We start from the raw sequence: 16495 nt of genomic DNA, 5'->3' as shown, positions 1-16495 counted from the left end.
TCATAAAAAAGCCCGCACAAAGCGGGCTTAGTCATACCAATGTTTAGCTTTAGAAGCGGTAACGGAAACCGGCTTCAAAGGCGCGCTCAGGACCAACATAGATCCCCTGACGCAGACCTGCGATATACTGCTTATCGGTCAGATTCTTCACTGAGCCATAAACAGTAAAGCCTTCAAAAGCAGTATATTGCGCCAGTAAATCATAGACAGTGTAAGCCGGTAATAAGCCACCCCAGATGCCGCCAGCAGCGTTAGCCGGAATATCGATGCGGTTGCTTGGATCGCCGAACTGTTCACCACGGTGGTGTGCGGTCAGAGCAACGCTAAAGGCATCAGCGCTGTAGCTTAAGGCCACATTGGCCAGTACCTTGGGGGCATACGGCAGACGGTTACCGGCATTGACACCCGTTTTAAACTCAGAAGTCGGCACCCAGGTCGCATTGGTATCTAAGCGGAAGCCGGCGCCCAGATTATAACCAAACAGAAACTCCATACCGGTATGCTCGGTTTTACCGGCATTGGATTGGGACAGGTTGGGATCACTGTTGCCGGTAACGACCTGATTGGCAAAGTCCATATAGAAAGCCGATACTTCGTAGTTAGCCGCACCCACTGTGCCACGTAAACCCAGCTCATAGTTAACTGAACGTTCACCATCTAACTGCTGATCGGTTAAACCATCCAGTGCTACACCATTTGATGCTGGCGAGAAAGCACGATAGACACCACCGTATAATTGCGCATTTGCTGTTAACTCATAGGTTGCGCCTACGCCTGGTAGCAATTCGGTGTTGGAGGTCTTAGCACTATCGCCATTCTGCGTCAGGATGGTACGTTTTTGCTCATAAGACTCAACCCGTAAACCTGGGGTAACGGCAAAATCATCAGTCAGCTGAATACGGCTTTGCGCATAGCCGGCGACACTGTTAGCAGAATCAATAATATGACGGTCATTGTTACCTGAGCGATCAGCCGCACGGGTCGCCCGGATCCGGGTATCATTCGATTCTTCTTCCATCAGGCGCAGACCAAACTCGGTAGCGGCAGCATAACCAAACAGTTGTTGATCAAAGCTTAACCGGCTTTCAATGCCCAAACGTTCAAAACTACGGTTGTTACCGACGATATTATTGGTGTAAACCCAACGCCCTGCGGTATTCGAGGCGGCAGTATTAACATCATAACGCCAGTAATCACGGGTAATATCGCTCCAGTAAATCAGCGTATTTAATTTGGCATTATTGTCGAACAGATATTCATGGTTCAGGTCAAAAGCCGTGCGATCGGTCAGATACCAGTCATCCGGTGCCGGGTTGTTACGCTCACCATTCAGGTATTGCTGCAGCAAAAGTCCACGATAGGAAATATTGGCCTCATTTTCATGATAGGCAAATTTAATCCCGACTTTTTGCTTATCGCTAATGGCTAAACCGGCTTTAACCATCACATCAGACATATCGTAACCCTTGTCCATAAAGCCATCGCTCTTGGCTTTAGTGGCCACCACGCCTAAGAAGGCATCTTCGGCCTGGTTTTTAGCACCGGCTTCCAGTGTCATCTCACGTAGATTGAAAGAACCGGCGCGGGCAGACAGCTGTACACCATCAGTAGGAGTTTTGGTGATATAGTTTACTACGCCACCGATAGTCGAAGGGCCATAACGTAAAGAGGCCGAACCTTTTAACACTTCAACCGACTCCACCCGCTGAATACGGGTGTTAAAGTAGCGATCATTACCGATAAATAAGCCTGGTGCTACCGGTACGCCATCTTCCAGTAATAAGGATTTGGATTCACTGGCAGACAAGCCACGAATACCGAAATTCGCAACAATGGAGGTCTCTTCTTCACCTTTAATATTGATACCTGGTACCCGGCGCAAAACATCCTCTGTCGACAGTGGCTGCACCTGCTCAATCTGGGCGCGGTCGATCAGGATCACCGACCCGGTTTCATCAAAACGATGCAGCTGCTGATCACCCTTGACCCGGATCACCTCAATAGAGGGCATCACTTTTTCTGCACTACTTTCTGCGGCAGCTTCTTCCGCAGCTGCAGCCATGCTCACCACACCTAAAGATAGCGCCACGGCTAAAGCCACGGGCTGACGTTTAGTCGACAACATAAAACCTCTCCTGGATAATCATGATGTATGAAATTGCCGCGCATCTTAGCAATTAAAAACTCAAACAGCAATTGTTATCATTTGGCTTTATGATTGTTTTACTGTCACTATTACTTTGTGGGTAGCCCGTACAGGGTTTCGGCCCGTTGCAGTAAAATCCAACTGGTCAGTATGTACTTGTCACCGGATACCGGCACAGCGCCGCGGTGAGTATGGGTAAAATACGCCGGGGCTATCACCATACGGCCGGCTTTGGGCTGGATGCTCTGCTGCTGATAATAAAACTCGGTCTCGCCGCCTTCGGCTACATCATTCAGATAGAACATAAACAGCAAGCTACGGTGCAACGGTTCATTGTCCGGCAGCTGGGGGTAAACCTCGCAATGCCAGTAGTTGTAGTTGCCCTTACCGGCGGCATATTTTTGCGCCTGAATAGGCCCCAGCCGGTACAGGGTACGCATAAAATCAAAGGTTTGTTGCTGACTAAACTGGCTGAAATTTTCATGGGTGACCGGCAAGGGGGCGCCACTGACCGGATCCTGGGTGGTGATGCCCACAGGCGCAATCAAGGCAAAATGGTACTTCTGAAAATACTGATGTGCATAGTGGGTGGTAACCTGAATAATCTGCTGTAATAACGCCTGGTACTCAGCATGCTCATTCAGATACAGATCGGTACTGATTTTTTTGCTGGTATCAACGCCTGCGCCGGTACGGCCGGTTTGCGTATGCGGGCTTTGCTCAAAGGTGCTAATCAGCTGTTGGCAAAGTGCCGGGCTTAACGCATTATCATACACTTCAATAAAATTGGTCATTACAAGGTCCTACTGATGTTTACCGAGGTTATCCAGCCCCGTTTTTCTGATACTGATGCCTTAGGGCATATTAATAACACGGTGTTTGCCGTCTGGTTTGAAAGCGCCCGCCAGCCGGTGTTCCGAATCTTTACCCCAGATCTGGACGTTAAAAAATGGGCTTTGATTATTGCCGGTATTCAACTGAATTACCATGCCCAGACCCATTATGGCCAGCCGGTAGAAATTCGAACCTGGATCAGTGAAGTGGGTAATCGCTCGTTTAAGGTGTATCAGGAAGCCTGGCAAAACGGCCAGAAAACGGTATCGGGCACTGCCGCCATGGTGAAATTTGATTATCAACAGCAACAGGCGGCGTTGTTAACCGAACAGGAACGCCAACAGCTAAGTGCCCACCCGCTTAACGCCGAAAACTAACCACTGAGCGAAAGCCGCTGGTATGCGTATTAACAACTGCTTAAGTTTAACCAAAACCACAGGGGATAAAATTTATGCAGCAAACACTGTTAACGCTGGCGCTGGGGCTAAGTATCACCGCCTCGCCGCTGGTACAGGCTTTCGATCGCATTACCGGTAAAGACTTTGCCAGCCGCTCCGAAGTGATCGCAACAGAAGCTATGGCGGCCACCAGCCACCCACTGGCAACCCAGATTGCATTGGATATTATGAAACAAGGCGGCAACGCAATTGATGCCGCCATTGCCGCCAATGCGGCCCTGGGTTTAATGGAGCCGACCGGTAATGGCATTGGTGGTGATCTCTACGCCATGATCTGGGATGCCAAAACCGGCAAGCTCTATGGGCTAAATGCCTCTGGCCGCTCGCCGCTGGGATTAAGTTATGACACCTTAAAGGCCGAGCTGGATAAACTGGGCCGCAGCGATTTACCACCCCATGGCATGCTGCCAATTAGCGTGCCCGGTACTATCGATGGCTGGTTTGAAATGCACCAGAAATTCGGTAAGCTGCCAATGCCACAGCTGCTACAACCCACTATCGATTACGCCGAAAAAGGTTTCCCGGTTACTGAACTAATCGCCTACTATTGGGATCGCAGTGTGCCAGTGTTAAGCCCACAACCCGGCGATTTTAAAGGCAGCTTTACCATTAATGGTAAGGCGCCAGCTAAGGGCCAGATTTTTAAGAACCCGGGCCTGGCGTACACGCTACGCACCGTCGCCAAAGACGGTCGTGATGCTTTTTACCGGGGCGAAATTACCCGCAAAATCGATAAATTTATGACTGAAAACGGTGGCTATCTGCGCTTTGCCGACTTTGCCAATCACCGTTCGGACTGGGTAGAGCCGGTGGGCGTCGACTATAAAGGCTATACCCTTTGGGAGTTGCCGCCAAACGGCCAGGGTATTGCTGCCTTACAAATGCTGCAAATACTCAAGAACTTTGATCTGGCCGCCCTCGGTTTTAACAGCCCGGAAAGCATCCACCTGATGGTAGAAGCAAAAAAACTGGCCTTTGAAGATCGCGCCAAGTTTTATGCCGATATGGACTTTTACAAAACACCAATCAGCAAACTGATTTCTGAGGAATACGGCCGCGAGCGCGCCAAGCTGATTAGCCAACGTGCCGCCCAGCGCGTCGATGCCGGCAACCCGCATCTGTATGAAGGCGATACCATCTATATGACCACCGCCGATAAAGACGGCAATATGGTGTCATTAATTCAGAGCAACTACCGTGGCATGGGCTCTGGCGTGGTGGTGCCGGGCTTAGGCTTTGTGTTCCAGGATCGTGGCCAGTTGTTCTCGATGGATAAAAATCACGCCAACGTCTATGAGCCTGGTAAGCGTGCCTTTAATACCATTATTCCGGCCTTTGTGACCAAGGACGGCAAGCCGCTGATCAGCTATGGCGTAATGGGCGGCGCCATGCAGCCGCAGGGCCATGTGCAAATTCTGGTCAATATGGTGGATTTTGGTATGAACCTGCAGGAAGCCGGTGATGCCGCCCGTTGGCAGCATCTGGGCAGCACTGAACCTACGGACGGCCAGGATGCCTATCTGAAAAACGGTGGCTATATTGAGGTTGAGCGCGGCATCCCGTTTGAAACGGTGCGTGAATTACAAAAACGTGGTCATGACGTGCGTTATGGCTTAGGTGGCTATGGTGGCTATCAGGCGATTATGAAAGACCCTATTAATGGTGTTTGGATCGGCGCCTCGGAATCGCGTAAAGACGGCCAGGCTGCAGGCTATTAAGCCTATCATCACAGGGCGACCAGGGGGTCGCCCTTTTTTATGCGCGCTAAATCACCAGCTCGACTTTGGCATCAAAATGCTGGCGGATTTCGCAGACTGCCTGCTCCAGACAGCCGGCAAAGGGCTCGGCCGATGCCGGTTTTTGCTTGCGCAGTTCAATACGCTCGGCGGCTTTCAGGTAGCGCATCACTTCTTCCTTGCTACGCAGGATCAAGCGTGGCACCGCCACCGGCTTGCCGGTATCCGCGTCCTTGGCAATCATCGTAAAGTACGACGAGTTACAATGCTTTATCTGACCGGTTTGAATATTCTGCGCTTCAACCCGGATCCCGACCACCATTGAGCTGGTACCGACATAGTTCACCGAAGCATTCAGTGTCACCAACTCCCCGACTTCGATCGGACTGAGAAAATCCACCCGGTCCACCGACGCCGTGACACAGTATTTACCACTAAATTTAGAGCCACAGGCAAAGGCGATCTGGTCCATCAGCGATAGCAGATAGCCACCGTGGATCTTGCCGCTAAAGTTGGAGTGGGAGGGTAACATCAACTGCGACAGCGTAATGTGAGAACAGGCAACGGTTTTATAGTCCAGGCTCATAACAGGCTCCTGCGCAGGTAGGGGTTAATTTAACTGTTGCGGTAATGGCTTATCCTGCACCAGAACCCAGGGTGAAATGACCACGGCCCACAGTTCAGCCTGTTGCTGATACCACTGCTGCGCTTGCTCCTCGCTGGTACGAACCACCTGAGCACTTTGCAGCCACTGCGCAACCTGCTGCTTATCATCGCGGCTAAATGCAAAGGCCACGTCAATTAAATCCAGCTCGGCTGCGACGCTAATCACACTGCCAGCGGCATAAAACTTTTGCAGCTCCAGCCAGCTGATCCGCGCTGTTTCACTAACAATTTTCGCCCGAACCAGCGCCGGGTTTTCTGCTTCTTCGGCCAGCCAGGCATCAGACGGAGTGGGTTTATTCATCTTTGTTTCTTCCTTCGCAGTGCCCTATTCCAGCTCATCACCCTGTTCGGCGACCTGCTGGGCACTGAGTTCATGTTTCTTCAGCAACTTATAAAAATCGGTACGATTACGACCCGCCAGTTCGGCGGCCCGGGTGACATTGCCTTCGGTCATTTGCAATACCCGGATCAGATACTGGCGTTCAAACTGGTCGCGCGCTTCGATTAGCGTCGGCCAGTAACTGCTATTCTGTGATAACGCCTGCTCCACTAAGGACGCTGAAATCACCGGGCTCTGGGTTAAGGCGACACACTGTTCAATCACATTGACCAGTTGCCGCACATTACCGGGCCATTTTGCGGTAGCCAGCAGCTGCAGGGCGTCATCGGAGAAGCGGGTTACCTTTACATGATGCCGCTCGGCACTTTGCTGCAAAACGTGGCGGGCTAACAGCGGGATATCTTCTGCCCGTTGCTCTAACGTCGGCAGTGGCAGGTTCACCACATTTAACCGATAGTACAGATCTTCGCGGAAACTGCCGTCGGCCATCGCCTGTTGTAAATCGCGGTGCGTGGCAGACAACACCCGCACATTGATCGGGATCGTTTTAGCACTGCCTACCGGCCTGATCTGGCGCTCCTGCAAGGCACGCAGTAACTTTACCTGCAAGGCCACTGGCATATCGCCAATTTCATCCAAAAACAGGGTACCACCGTCGGCTTCGCGGAATAAACCAGCATGCTCAGTGACCGCGCCGGTAAAGGCCCCTTTACTGTGGCCAAACAGCTCAGACTCCAGCAAATGCTCAGGTAAGGCGCCGCAGTTAATCGCGACAAAAGGCTTAGCGGCCCGCGGGCTGGCATTGTGGATGGCTTTGGCCAGCAATTCCTTACCGGTACCACTGGCACCGGTGATCAGTACGCTGACATCCCGCTGCGCCACCCGGTACGCTTGCTCCAGCACATTTTGCATCAGCGGGCTGCGGGTAATAATGGCCTCACGCCATTGCTCCTGCTCCGGTAAGGATTGATTCAACGCGCGTTGTAATACTTCGCGCAGCTCAGCCGGGTTCAGAGGCTTGGTCAGGAAGCCAAACACGCCGCGCTGCGTGGCAGCGACGGCCTCCGGAATGGAGCCATGCGCCGTCATCAGGATCACCGGTACGCCTTTGTAGCGTTTAGCAATTTCATCAAACAGACTCATGCCATCCAGTCCGGGCATCCGCAAATCACTTAACACCACGTCGACACTCTGTTTCGCCAGCAGCGTCAGCGCCGTTTCAGCGCTGTCGGCATTAATCACCTGATAGCCTTCGCCTTCCAGACGCAGGGTTAACAGCCGCAGTAAACTCGGATCGTCATCGACCAACAATAAGCGAGGGTTATCCCGGGCCATTATTGCCTCCGTTATTTTCCACCGGTTGCTGGTTTAACTCGGCCTCGATTTGGGTCAGAGCATCAATTTTCTTCTGCAATTCCCGGTTGGTTTTTTGCAGCCGCTCTAACTGGTCCAGTTGCTGGGCATTTAAACGGGTAACGGCACTGACTGCCGATTCAGCTTCCAATAACTTCTGATTATAGGTTAGCTCCCAGCTAAAGATCGCAGCCAGACGCGGCGGGAAACTCAGCAGCATCTCAGCCAATTGCGTTTGTACCTTAAAGCGGCTGACATAGGGCATATCCGGGTGCAGCGATAACAGCGCGAACTGGAATTGCGCTACCTCGTCCGGTTCCGCCAGTTGCAGTAAACGCTGCCGCTCAGCCTCAGGCTCAGCCAGAATGCTTTGTTTATAATCCAGCCAGGCTTGCAACGTTGCCGGCTCATCGGTAAATTTTAGCAGGTCAAGCAACTGCGGTTCTTCCTGCAGCGCCGGCTCTGGCTGCTCCGGCATCACTTCAAGCTGCGGCTCGGCTGGCGGTGGTGCTGGCGGTGGCGTAACCTGACAGGCTGATAACAGCGCCAGTGACGCGACCCAGACTAAATTTTTCATACCATTTTTTCTCCTGAAAGCGGCAACCTGACCCGGATACAGACATCGGCATAGACGACGTCAACAATATCCGCATGCCCGCCAAGCAAGCGGGCGCAGTCTGCTACTATCGACAGCCCCAGCCCCGAACCCTGCACTGCATCAAAACGTGGGGTCGTGCCCCGCTGGAAAGGTTCAAATAATTTCTCACGCAGTGCCACTGGGATCGGGGTGCCATTATTCGCCACCTCCAATACCACGGATTCGTCCTGCCGGTATAATTTCACCCAAACCGGACTGCCTTCGGCGCCATAGGCCTGGGCGTTATTAATCAGATTATCCAGAATGCGCCGAAACAAGGTGGCATCAGTACAAAGTGAACTGAGCTGACAATCAAGCTTCACCTGTTGCTGGCGTTGTTGTAGTGATAACGCATGGTCACTAAAACACTCCTGCATCAGTTGCTGTGGCACCACCTGGCTCCAATTCGGCTGGGCTTGTTGTAGCAGGCGGTTATAGTCGAGTAGCTGCTCGGTTAACACGCTGAGCCGGTCGGCACTGCCATTCAGCAAACTGACAACTTCCTGCTGCTGCGGATTGAGCGGACCGACCAACTGCTCGGTTAACAGGGCGCAGCCTTCGCGAATGCTGGAAAGTGGCGTTTTTAGCTCGTGTGAGGCATGGCGCAGCAACACCAGCCGTAAGGCTTCTAATTGCTGCAGGCGCGAACTCAGCCAGCGTAATTGCTCACCCAGCTCGGCCAGTTCCCGCGGCCCGCGCAGTTTTTCATCCGGAAACTGATGCTTTGGCTGCGCAATGGCCCGGATCATCCGGTCCAGCTTCTGTACCGGCGCCGTGATCCGGCCCGAGGCCCATAACACCAAGAGTAAGGTGAGTAACACCAGAGCAAAGGTTTCCCAGGCCAGCTGTTGCTGGGTTTTCGCGACCTGCTGTTGCTGATTCTCCAGTTGCCGCTCTAACAGGTCCCAGATTTCTTTGGTGATTTGCTGTTGCTGGGTACGCACTTGCAGCAGTAAGGCTTCTGGCACTTCGCTGGTCGGTTCAATAAACTTTAATCTGAGGCTTTGCAAAGCATCGCGCTGACTCTGACATAACGCCAATTCGGGTAAACTGCGACAGAGCTGAGCTAACAGCTGTAGTTGATTGTCGATATGGTTTAAAGCCAGCCGCTGCAGCGCCTCAGTGCGCACCACCGCATACTGGCGCACAGCCCGCTCGATATCGACTACCAGGCTTTGCATACTTTCTGCCTGGCGCACTGTCGACACTGCCTGCTCGGCCGAGGTAATGGCATAATTACTGACACCACTTAGGGATTTATTACTCTGCCACAATAAAACTCCGACTGGGATCAGGGCCAGAAAAAAGCTTAGCAGTACTAACTGTCGCAATGACGCCGTTTGAATGGAAAAGCGCATGGGCTCCACCCTCAGAGAATTCTGACTTTAGTTTACTGAAAATTCAGGGCCTTGTATTGCCGTTAGCCGTATAAATTAGCTGCTACGGGCAAAAAAAGGCCAGTACTAAGACTGGCCAAGGCAGATTCAGCTCAACAGCTGATCTATGGGATAGGTTACTGGGCTAACTCGGTGTTCATGCCCTGAGCATAAACTGCTTGCGTAGCCTGAGTTGAATGCGCCAGTTGCTGCTGTTCCCAGGCCTGGACGCTGGCATTATTCAGGTCAACCCGACGCAGTAAGGTAAAAACGATAGCCATATTGGCAACTAAAAACAGCGTGATAAAACTTAAGAACATATCCATGGTACTTCTCCGGCTATGGGCTCCCGCAGTGGAGCAACTTTGCTGTCTCAGGAGAATCGCGTAAAAGTAATACTGCATTGCTTTTACGCTATTCCCCTGCAGCGTTACCATAGTTAATGCATGCTGCGTGCCAACATTTAATTTCAATTTAGATTCAAAAACTTAGGTGATTTCTGACAGGGTAATGCGGATAGGGGTGTCGCTAACTGTTGCTAATTAGCGACACTTAAAACGGGGAAAAAAAATTTCCATTTAAAATCAACATCTTAAACTGTATGCAAAAAGCGACACTACCTCAGACAGCAGAAATAGCTAGCAGCCAAATAAAGGCCAGCTAACAGTAAGCTTTTGATTTCAATCAAATAAAGCCATAGCGCTGGGCAACACGGTCAAAATACTCCAGGCACTGTTTAGCATACTGACGTTTCTCGACATAGCTGCCTGGGAAAAAGCTTTTCTTAAAGCCATAGGCCACCATATCTTTTAACCGTTTTAACGGCACGTCGAAGTTATCCAGCGCCAGCTGGTATTCCTTACTGACTGTGGTATTCGATACCAGGCGGTTATCGGTACAAATGACTGTAGCAATACGATGCTCCAGCATATCTTTAAACTTATGCTGGCGGATATCGGTAATCGCCGGGTTGGTTTGCAGGTTGCTGGTTAAACAGACTTCAATCGCAATACGCTTATCGGCGATATAAGAAGCCAGGTTATTGATATATTTTGTTTTATCGGAAATAGCCGGATCCTGAATCATCTCCGGTATAAACATTGAGTAGCCATGCCCCAGACGATCGGCATAGCACTCGGTAATGGCTTCAAACACACTCTCGGCACCGTAGGCTTCACCGGCATGCAGGGTTTTTAGCAAAAAGTGCTGGTGAGCGTATTCGTATACTTCTTTAAATTTACCGGCCGGATAGCCTGCTTCCTGCCCGGCTAAATCCAGACCAACAATCGGCATGCCTTCTTCATCACGCAGCCGGACACTGGCACGCACCAGCTCCATCGCCGCCAGCTTAATCACATCCATTGGCGCAAAATCACGCATTAATTGAAACAGGTTGGTGTAATAGGGTGAGAAACCTTTGTTACCAAACATTCGCATCGCACAGTTAATAATGCCATAGTAGAACGGCGGCTTCTGACCGCTTAGCACCGCTTCAGTGGCGTTATACTCCTGCATCGCCTGCTTTAGCCCGTTATTCACTGCATGCATAATCTGGTCAAAATCAATACCGCGCGTCAGATCAATCAACAACTGCGGGGCGAAACGCACTTCAATATAATTGACGCCTTCGGCCTGATTATCCAGTGCCAGCTCGTAAGCGGCCTGCTGCAGGTTTTCCGGGTCGCGTAACACGGCACAGGTATATTGGAAGCAATGCAGATACTCACCCAGATTCTGATAACGATCTTTAAATACCAGCTCTTTTAAACCACTGACGCTTTCTGACGGCAGGGTAACCTGACTGCGTTTCGCCATCTCGATTAAGCTGTCCAGACGCAAACTGCCATCCAGGTGTAAATGCAGATCGGATTTAGGCATCATCTTAATAAAGTCGGCGGAGTAGCGTGGCATAATCATTCCTCTGTTAACTAGCTGAAAGAATATCACAATCAGCTTGCCACAAAGGAATGGTAACGAAAAATTGCATAAGCTCTAAAAGCAACAGGGCGCCGATAGCGCCCTGTTGCTTTACATGAATTAAACCTTAAAGCGGTTTACCAGCTCATTAAGTTGAATTGCTAATCGCGACAATTCTGTTGCGCTGGCAGAGGTTTGCTGCGAACCGGCTGAGGTTTGATTGGCCAGGTCGCTAATGGTGATTATATTCCGGTCAATTTCCCGTGCCACTTTCGATTGCTCTTCAGCGGCACTGGCAATGACATGGTTCTGATCGCTGATACTGGTAATATTGGTCGCGATCTGCCCCAGGGCTGCGGCAGCTTCTTCAGCCACATTTTGGGCATCACCAGCGTTTTGGCTAATTAGCCCCATGGCATTTACCGCTTCACGTACCGAACCTTGCACTTGTTGGATCATTTGTTCAATTTCACCGGTGGAGGTTTGAGTGCGGTGCGCCAAACTACGCACTTCGTCGGCGACGACGGCAAAACCGCGGCCGGCATCACCGGCGCGGGCTGCTTCGATCGCCGCATTCAGCGCCAGCAGGTTGGTTTGCTCGGCCACACTGCGAATCACTTCCAGCACCTGGTTAATTGATGAGACTTTCTCGGCCAGCACGTTAATCACGGTAACACTTTGCTGCACTTCGGTATTCATCTTACTAATGACCGCCCGGGTCTGGGTAACCTTCTGGCTGCCATCTTTGGCCAGATTGGCCGATTGTGCAGACGCATCTGAGGTTTGCATCGCCGTTGCCGCCACTTCATCGACCGCTGAGCTCATCTCAGTGATAGCCGTCGCGGCTTGTTGTACTTCATCATTTTGTTGCTGAATGGCGCGCGCTGACTCATCGGTAACGGCATTGAGTTCTTCCGCAGCAGAGGCCAGCTGACTGGCTGAGCTGGCGATATGGCCAATGGCATCACGCAGTTTTTGCTGCATTTGTTGTAAGGCTTCAGCCAGGCGGGTTAACTCATCGTCACCGTCTTTATTGATACGCTGCGTCAAATCACCTTCAGCAATTTGCCGGGCAGACTCAACCGCTTGCTCCAGCGGCTGATTGATACCGCGTGAAATAACCAGTGCAATCACTATAGCAATCGCCACCGCTAACACTATTAGTACAATAACAATAATACGGGCGGCCTGATAAGCACTGACTGACTCGGTTCGCGCGGTGTTAGCAGCTTGCTGTTTGATACGGGTGAGATCGAGTAAATCCGTTGTCATCTGTGCCGTAATTGGGTTAATTTGCTGCAGCAAATCCACCGCCATACCGGTCTCGTCCTGCTTCAGAAACTCGACCGCTTCTTGCTGTAACTGCAAATATTGCTGTAATCTTTTTTCGAAATCAGCAAAAACTTCCCTCTCTTCATCCAGATATATGTTAGCAGAAAATGCCTGCTCATTACGCCGCACCTCTGCTCGTAATTGCTCTACTTCGTTCAGTGTGGCGCCTTCCTGCGTAATGTCGGTAGTTAACATCAAGCGTAAGGTTAAGGCCCGCAGACGGGTGACGTTCAGATTTAAGTCCGCCAGGCTCATTAGTGAAGGTAAAGTATTAGTTTCAACCAAATTCGCCCGTTCACGAATTTGCGACATGGTATTCAGGTTATAAAGACCCAGCGCGGCCAGCATAAAAGCCAGAGCGCCAAAGGCTGCCAGTAAACGTTTTTGAATGGATATTGTTCTAAACATAGGTTAAACCTTGCATTAAGTTAACGGCGTAACTAACTTGATCCGTAATGAATGTTTCGCGGGTGAGTTTCACTACTTTAGCAGTTCTATCAAGCCTTAACAGTCCTGTCGATAGAAAAGCCCAACTTTTTTTCTGAATCGTGCGCTCAACGCCCACTAAATTCTTTTAATTAGTTCGCAGCCATACCTGCAAATTATGTTGATCTGGATCAAGCAACAAGCGTATTATTACTTCAGAAATTTCTGAAAGTTCAGTAATGAGATGCACATATGCAAATGACTCCAATGATTGAATCCTTTGTTTACCACTTTGGCGAAATGGGCAGCCGTTGGGGCTTTAACCGTACCGTTGGCCAAATTTACGCCCTGCTGGTGATTAGCGAGCAACCGCTCTGTGCCAATGAAATTGGTGAGCTGCTGGGGATTTCGCGCGGCAATGTCAGTATGGGGTTAAAAGAGTTGGGTAGCTGGCAGCTGGTGCAGGTTAGCCATAAACCCGGCGAGCGGCGCGAGTTTTATCATAGCCGCGGTAGTATCTGGGATATGGCCAACCGGGTGTTTGAAGAGCGGCGCAAACGGGAAATGGACCCGACGCTTAGCTTACTGCGTGACATTATGATGGACGAAGCGGCTAATCCGGAAGAAGCCTTTGCCCAAAAGCGCATCGCCGAAATTCACGATCTGCTGGAGAACATTACTGAATGGACGCAAAGCCTGCAATCCTTGTCGCCGGAGAAGCTGAATACCTTAATGAAGTTAGGCTCCGGCGTTGGCAAGGTACTGGAATTTACCGATAAGTTTTTAGGTAAAAAAGATCCGGCAAAACAAGCCTAGCTGTTTTTGCCACCTGTTGTTCTGTTGTAGTGAGGTTGCCATGTTAGACACCCTGTTGCTGTCACGCATTCAGTTTGCGGCCAATATCAGTTTTCATATCCTGTTCCCAACCATTACCATCGCCCTGGGCTGGTTGCTGGTGTACTTTAAAATCCGCTTTGACCTGTCACAGCACCCGGTGTGGATGCGCGCCTACCGCTTTTGGGTCAAAGTCTTTGCACTGACCTTTGCACTGGGTGTAGTCAGTGGCATTACTATGTCGTTCCAGTTCGGCACCAACTGGCCGGGTTTTATGGAGACAGTAGGCAATATTGCCGGCCCGTTACTGGCCTACGAAATCCTGACCGCCTTTTTCCTCGAAGCAACCATGCTCGGCATTATGCTGTTTGGTTTTAACAAGGTACCGCGCTGGCTGCATACGCTGGCCACCTTACTGGTGGCAATAGGTACTACGCTGTCGGCATTTTGGATCCTGGTGCTCAATTCCTGGATGCAAACTCCGGTTGGCTTTGAAATGCGTGATGGCGTAGCGCATGCCACTGACTGGCTGGCGATAATTTTTAACCCCTCCTTCCCGTATCGTTTTACCCATATGCTGCTGGCGTCGGCACTGACGGTCTGCTTTTTGGTAGCGGGCATTTCTGCCTACCGGTTATATCGCGGTGATAATAAAAAAGCACCGCGCCTGACACTAAAAACCGCCCTGTTCACCGCTGCTGTGCTGGCACCGACCCAAGCCTTTGTTGGTGACCTGCATGGTTTAAATACGCTGCAACATCAGCCGCAAAAGATCGCGGCCATGGAGGGGATCTGGCATACCCAGCAAGGCGCGCCACTGGTGCTGTTTGCGATCCCTGATGCTGAAACTCAAACTAACCGCTTTGCACTTGAGATTCCAAAACTGGCCAGTTTAATTCTGACTCACGATTTAAACGGTGAGCTGAAAGGCATTAACGAATTTCCGGACGCACACCCACCGGTGGCGCCGGTGTTCTACAGTTTCCGGGTGATGGTGGGTATCGGTGTATTAATGCTGGCCGTTGCCTGGTGGTGTAGCCTGCGGTTGTACCGAAAAGGCGAATTATCACCGCTGCAATATAAGGTATTAATCGGCATGTCGTTCTCCGGTTGGATCGCCACCCTGGCCGGTTGGTATGTGACCGAAATCGGCCGCCAGCCATACCTGGTATATGGTGTGCTAAAAACCAGTGACGCCGTGACCACTGTGGCCAGTGAGCAGGTTGCCTTAACGCTAATCATGTATCTGGCGCTGTATGTGGTGTTACTGCTGGCCTATGTTAAAACCTTATTCTGGCTGGCAAAACGGGCGATTGAGGTTGAGGAATATGACCTGTCGCTGCCAGGCCTACCGGAACAGAAAGCCAAACTCGCCAATGAAGGAGTCGAAGCATGAATTTCCTGACTGCAGAAAATCTGGCACTGGTGTTCGCCGGCCTGACAGCACTGGCGGTACTGCTGTATGCCATCCTGGATGGTTATGACTTGGGCGTGGGCATAACGCTGCCGATGCAGCAAGAAGCCTGGCGCGATACCGCCATTGCCTCTATTGGTCCGTTCTGGGATGCCAATGAAACCTGGCTGGTGCTGGCCGTCGGCTTGCTGCTGGTGGCTTTTCCGGCGGCGCACAGTGCGATTCTGCATGCGCTGTATTTGCCCGCCGCCTTGTTGCTGATTGGCTTGATCTTACGCGGTGTCGCCTTTGATTTTCGCGCCAAAGTAAAACCGGAGCGGAAAATCCGCTGGGACTGGACCTTTAAATTTGGCTCCTTGCTGGCAACCTTTAGCCAGGGCTTTATGCTGGGTATCTATGTTATGGGGCTGGAATACAGCGTTGGCAGTGTCGTGTTTGCCAGCTTTAGCGGCCTCTGCGTTACCGCCGCCTATGCGATGATTGGCAATGCCTGGCTGATAGGCAAAACCAGTGGCGATTTACAGCGCCATGCTATCCGGCAGTGTAAATTGGCCGGGGTTTGGACGCTGGCCGGTATTCTGGCAGTCAGCGCTATCAATCCGCTGGTAAATGCCAATGTATATCAGGTTTGGACCGAGCCACCACTGGCTTATTTATTTGCCGCCATTCCGCTGCTGTGTTTTGCGATGTTTGCGCTGGGTTATCTGGCTTTAAAGCGGCTACCGCTGCCCGATGATCGCGGCGCCTGGCTGCCGTTCTTTATCTGTAAAGTGATCTTTGTCTGCAGCTTTGTCGGCTTAGCACTAAGCTTCTACCCCTTTGTGGTGCCAAACCAAATGACGCTCTATGAAGCGGCCAGCTCCAAAGAGTCCCTGACCATTATTTTCTTCGGCGCTGTTGTGGTTATTCCGATTATCGCCGCCTATACCGCGGTTGCCTATTATGCGTTTCGCGGTAAGGCGGATGGTTTGAAGTACTACTAAGCTTTTCCTGGGCGTTACCTTGCGTAGCGCCCATTTTTTGTGG

At 51.2% G+C, this 16495-nt stretch carries 15 protein-coding genes; 5 read left to right on the top strand and 10 right to left on the bottom strand.

Features of this window, described 5'->3' with window-relative positions:
* Positions 1 to 49: 49 nt before the first annotated feature.
* Together AEST_RS01700 and AEST_RS01695 are read right to left on the bottom strand one after the other, a co-directional pair.
* On the bottom strand, positions 50 to 2125 hold the full coding sequence (locus AEST_RS01700; RefSeq protein ID WP_008606614.1) for a TonB-dependent receptor family protein: 2076 nt from the start codon (positions 2123 to 2125) through the stop codon (positions 50 to 52).
* 110 nt (positions 2126 to 2235) lie between these two features.
* Entirely contained in the window at positions 2236 to 2940 is a 705-nt protein-coding gene (locus AEST_RS01695) for a 2OG-Fe(II) oxygenase (RefSeq protein ID WP_008606613.1), read from the bottom strand.
* A 15-nt stretch (positions 2941 to 2955) separates the two neighbouring features.
* Here AEST_RS01695 and AEST_RS01690 point away from each other — a divergent pair, with 15 nt between their 5' ends.
* Together AEST_RS01690 and ggt are read left to right on the top strand one after the other, a co-directional pair.
* Positions 2956 to 3357 (top strand): acyl-CoA thioesterase, encoded by a 402-nt coding sequence (locus AEST_RS01690; RefSeq protein WP_008606612.1) that lies wholly within the window; start codon positions 2956 to 2958, stop codon positions 3355 to 3357.
* A 74-nt stretch (positions 3358 to 3431) separates the two neighbouring features.
* Positions 3432 to 5156 (top strand): gamma-glutamyltransferase, encoded by a 1725-nt coding sequence (ggt, locus tag AEST_RS01685; protein ID WP_008606611.1) that lies wholly within the window; start codon positions 3432 to 3434, stop codon positions 5154 to 5156.
* A 46-nt stretch (positions 5157 to 5202) separates the two neighbouring features.
* Here ggt and AEST_RS01680 read toward each other — a convergent pair whose 3' ends face one another.
* The 8 genes from AEST_RS01680 to AEST_RS01645 all read right to left on the bottom strand — a co-directional run bounded on the left by AEST_RS01680 (position 5203) and on the right by AEST_RS01645 (position 13203).
* Complete coding sequence (locus AEST_RS01680; RefSeq protein WP_008606610.1) at positions 5203 to 5760, bottom strand: acyl-CoA thioesterase; 558 nt, start codon at positions 5758 to 5760, stop codon at positions 5203 to 5205.
* 24 nt (positions 5761 to 5784) lie between these two features.
* Positions 5785 to 6141, bottom strand: a complete 357-nt coding sequence (locus AEST_RS01675; RefSeq protein ID WP_008606608.1) for a DUF2288 family protein — start codon at positions 6139 to 6141, stop codon at positions 5785 to 5787.
* A gap of 24 nt (positions 6142 to 6165) precedes the next feature.
* On the bottom strand, positions 6166 to 7515 hold the full coding sequence (locus AEST_RS01670) for a sigma 54-interacting transcriptional regulator (RefSeq protein ID WP_008606606.1): 1350 nt from the start codon (positions 7513 to 7515) through the stop codon (positions 6166 to 6168).
* Complete coding sequence (locus tag AEST_RS01665; protein WP_008606605.1) at positions 7502 to 8110, bottom strand: hypothetical protein; 609 nt, start codon at positions 8108 to 8110, stop codon at positions 7502 to 7504. Before AEST_RS01665 ends, AEST_RS01670 begins: the two co-directional genes overlap by 14 nt.
* The gene (locus AEST_RS01660) at positions 8107 to 9528 is read right to left on the bottom strand and encodes a sensor histidine kinase (RefSeq protein WP_008606603.1); all 1422 of its coding nucleotides are present in this window, start codon (positions 9526 to 9528) and stop codon (positions 8107 to 8109) included. Before AEST_RS01660 ends, AEST_RS01665 begins: the two co-directional genes overlap by 4 nt.
* A 155-nt stretch (positions 9529 to 9683) precedes the next feature.
* Positions 9684 to 9872, bottom strand: a complete 189-nt coding sequence (locus AEST_RS01655; protein WP_008606601.1) for a hypothetical protein — start codon at positions 9870 to 9872, stop codon at positions 9684 to 9686.
* Positions 9873 to 10230: 358 nt separating this feature from the next.
* Positions 10231 to 11457, bottom strand: a complete 1227-nt coding sequence (locus tag AEST_RS01650) for an adenosine deaminase family protein (RefSeq protein ID WP_008606592.1) — start codon at positions 11455 to 11457, stop codon at positions 10231 to 10233.
* A 126-nt stretch (positions 11458 to 11583) separates the two neighbouring features.
* Positions 11584 to 13203 (bottom strand): methyl-accepting chemotaxis protein, encoded by a 1620-nt coding sequence (locus AEST_RS01645; RefSeq protein ID WP_008606591.1) that lies wholly within the window; start codon positions 13201 to 13203, stop codon positions 11584 to 11586.
* A 270-nt stretch (positions 13204 to 13473) separates the two neighbouring features.
* On the opposite strand from AEST_RS01645, the gene AEST_RS01640 reads away from it, so the two are divergent.
* Genes AEST_RS01640 through AEST_RS01630 form a run of 3 tightly spaced genes read left to right on the top strand, consistent with a single transcriptional unit; the run spans position 13474 to position 16452 of the window.
* On the top strand, positions 13474 to 14037 hold the full coding sequence (locus AEST_RS01640) for a GbsR/MarR family transcriptional regulator (protein ID WP_039924842.1): 564 nt from the start codon (positions 13474 to 13476) through the stop codon (positions 14035 to 14037).
* Positions 14038 to 14077: 40 nt separating this feature from the next.
* Positions 14078 to 15451, top strand: a complete 1374-nt coding sequence (locus AEST_RS01635) for a cytochrome ubiquinol oxidase subunit I (RefSeq protein WP_008606589.1) — start codon at positions 14078 to 14080, stop codon at positions 15449 to 15451.
* Positions 15448 to 16452: a cytochrome d ubiquinol oxidase subunit II gene (locus tag AEST_RS01630; protein WP_008606588.1), complete on the top strand. Its 1005-nt coding sequence runs from the start codon at positions 15448 to 15450 to the stop codon at positions 16450 to 16452. The genes AEST_RS01635 and AEST_RS01630 overlap by 4 nt, the downstream gene beginning before the upstream one ends.
* The last annotated feature ends 43 nt before the right edge of the window (positions 16453 to 16495 follow it).

This window comes from Alishewanella aestuarii B11 (genome assembly GCF_000280055.1).
Taxonomy (GTDB): Bacteria; Pseudomonadota; Gammaproteobacteria; order Enterobacterales; family Alteromonadaceae; genus Alishewanella; species Alishewanella aestuarii.
The sequence above is the reverse complement of the archived record's forward strand: the minus strand, read 5'-3'. Positions and strand labels throughout refer to the sequence as shown.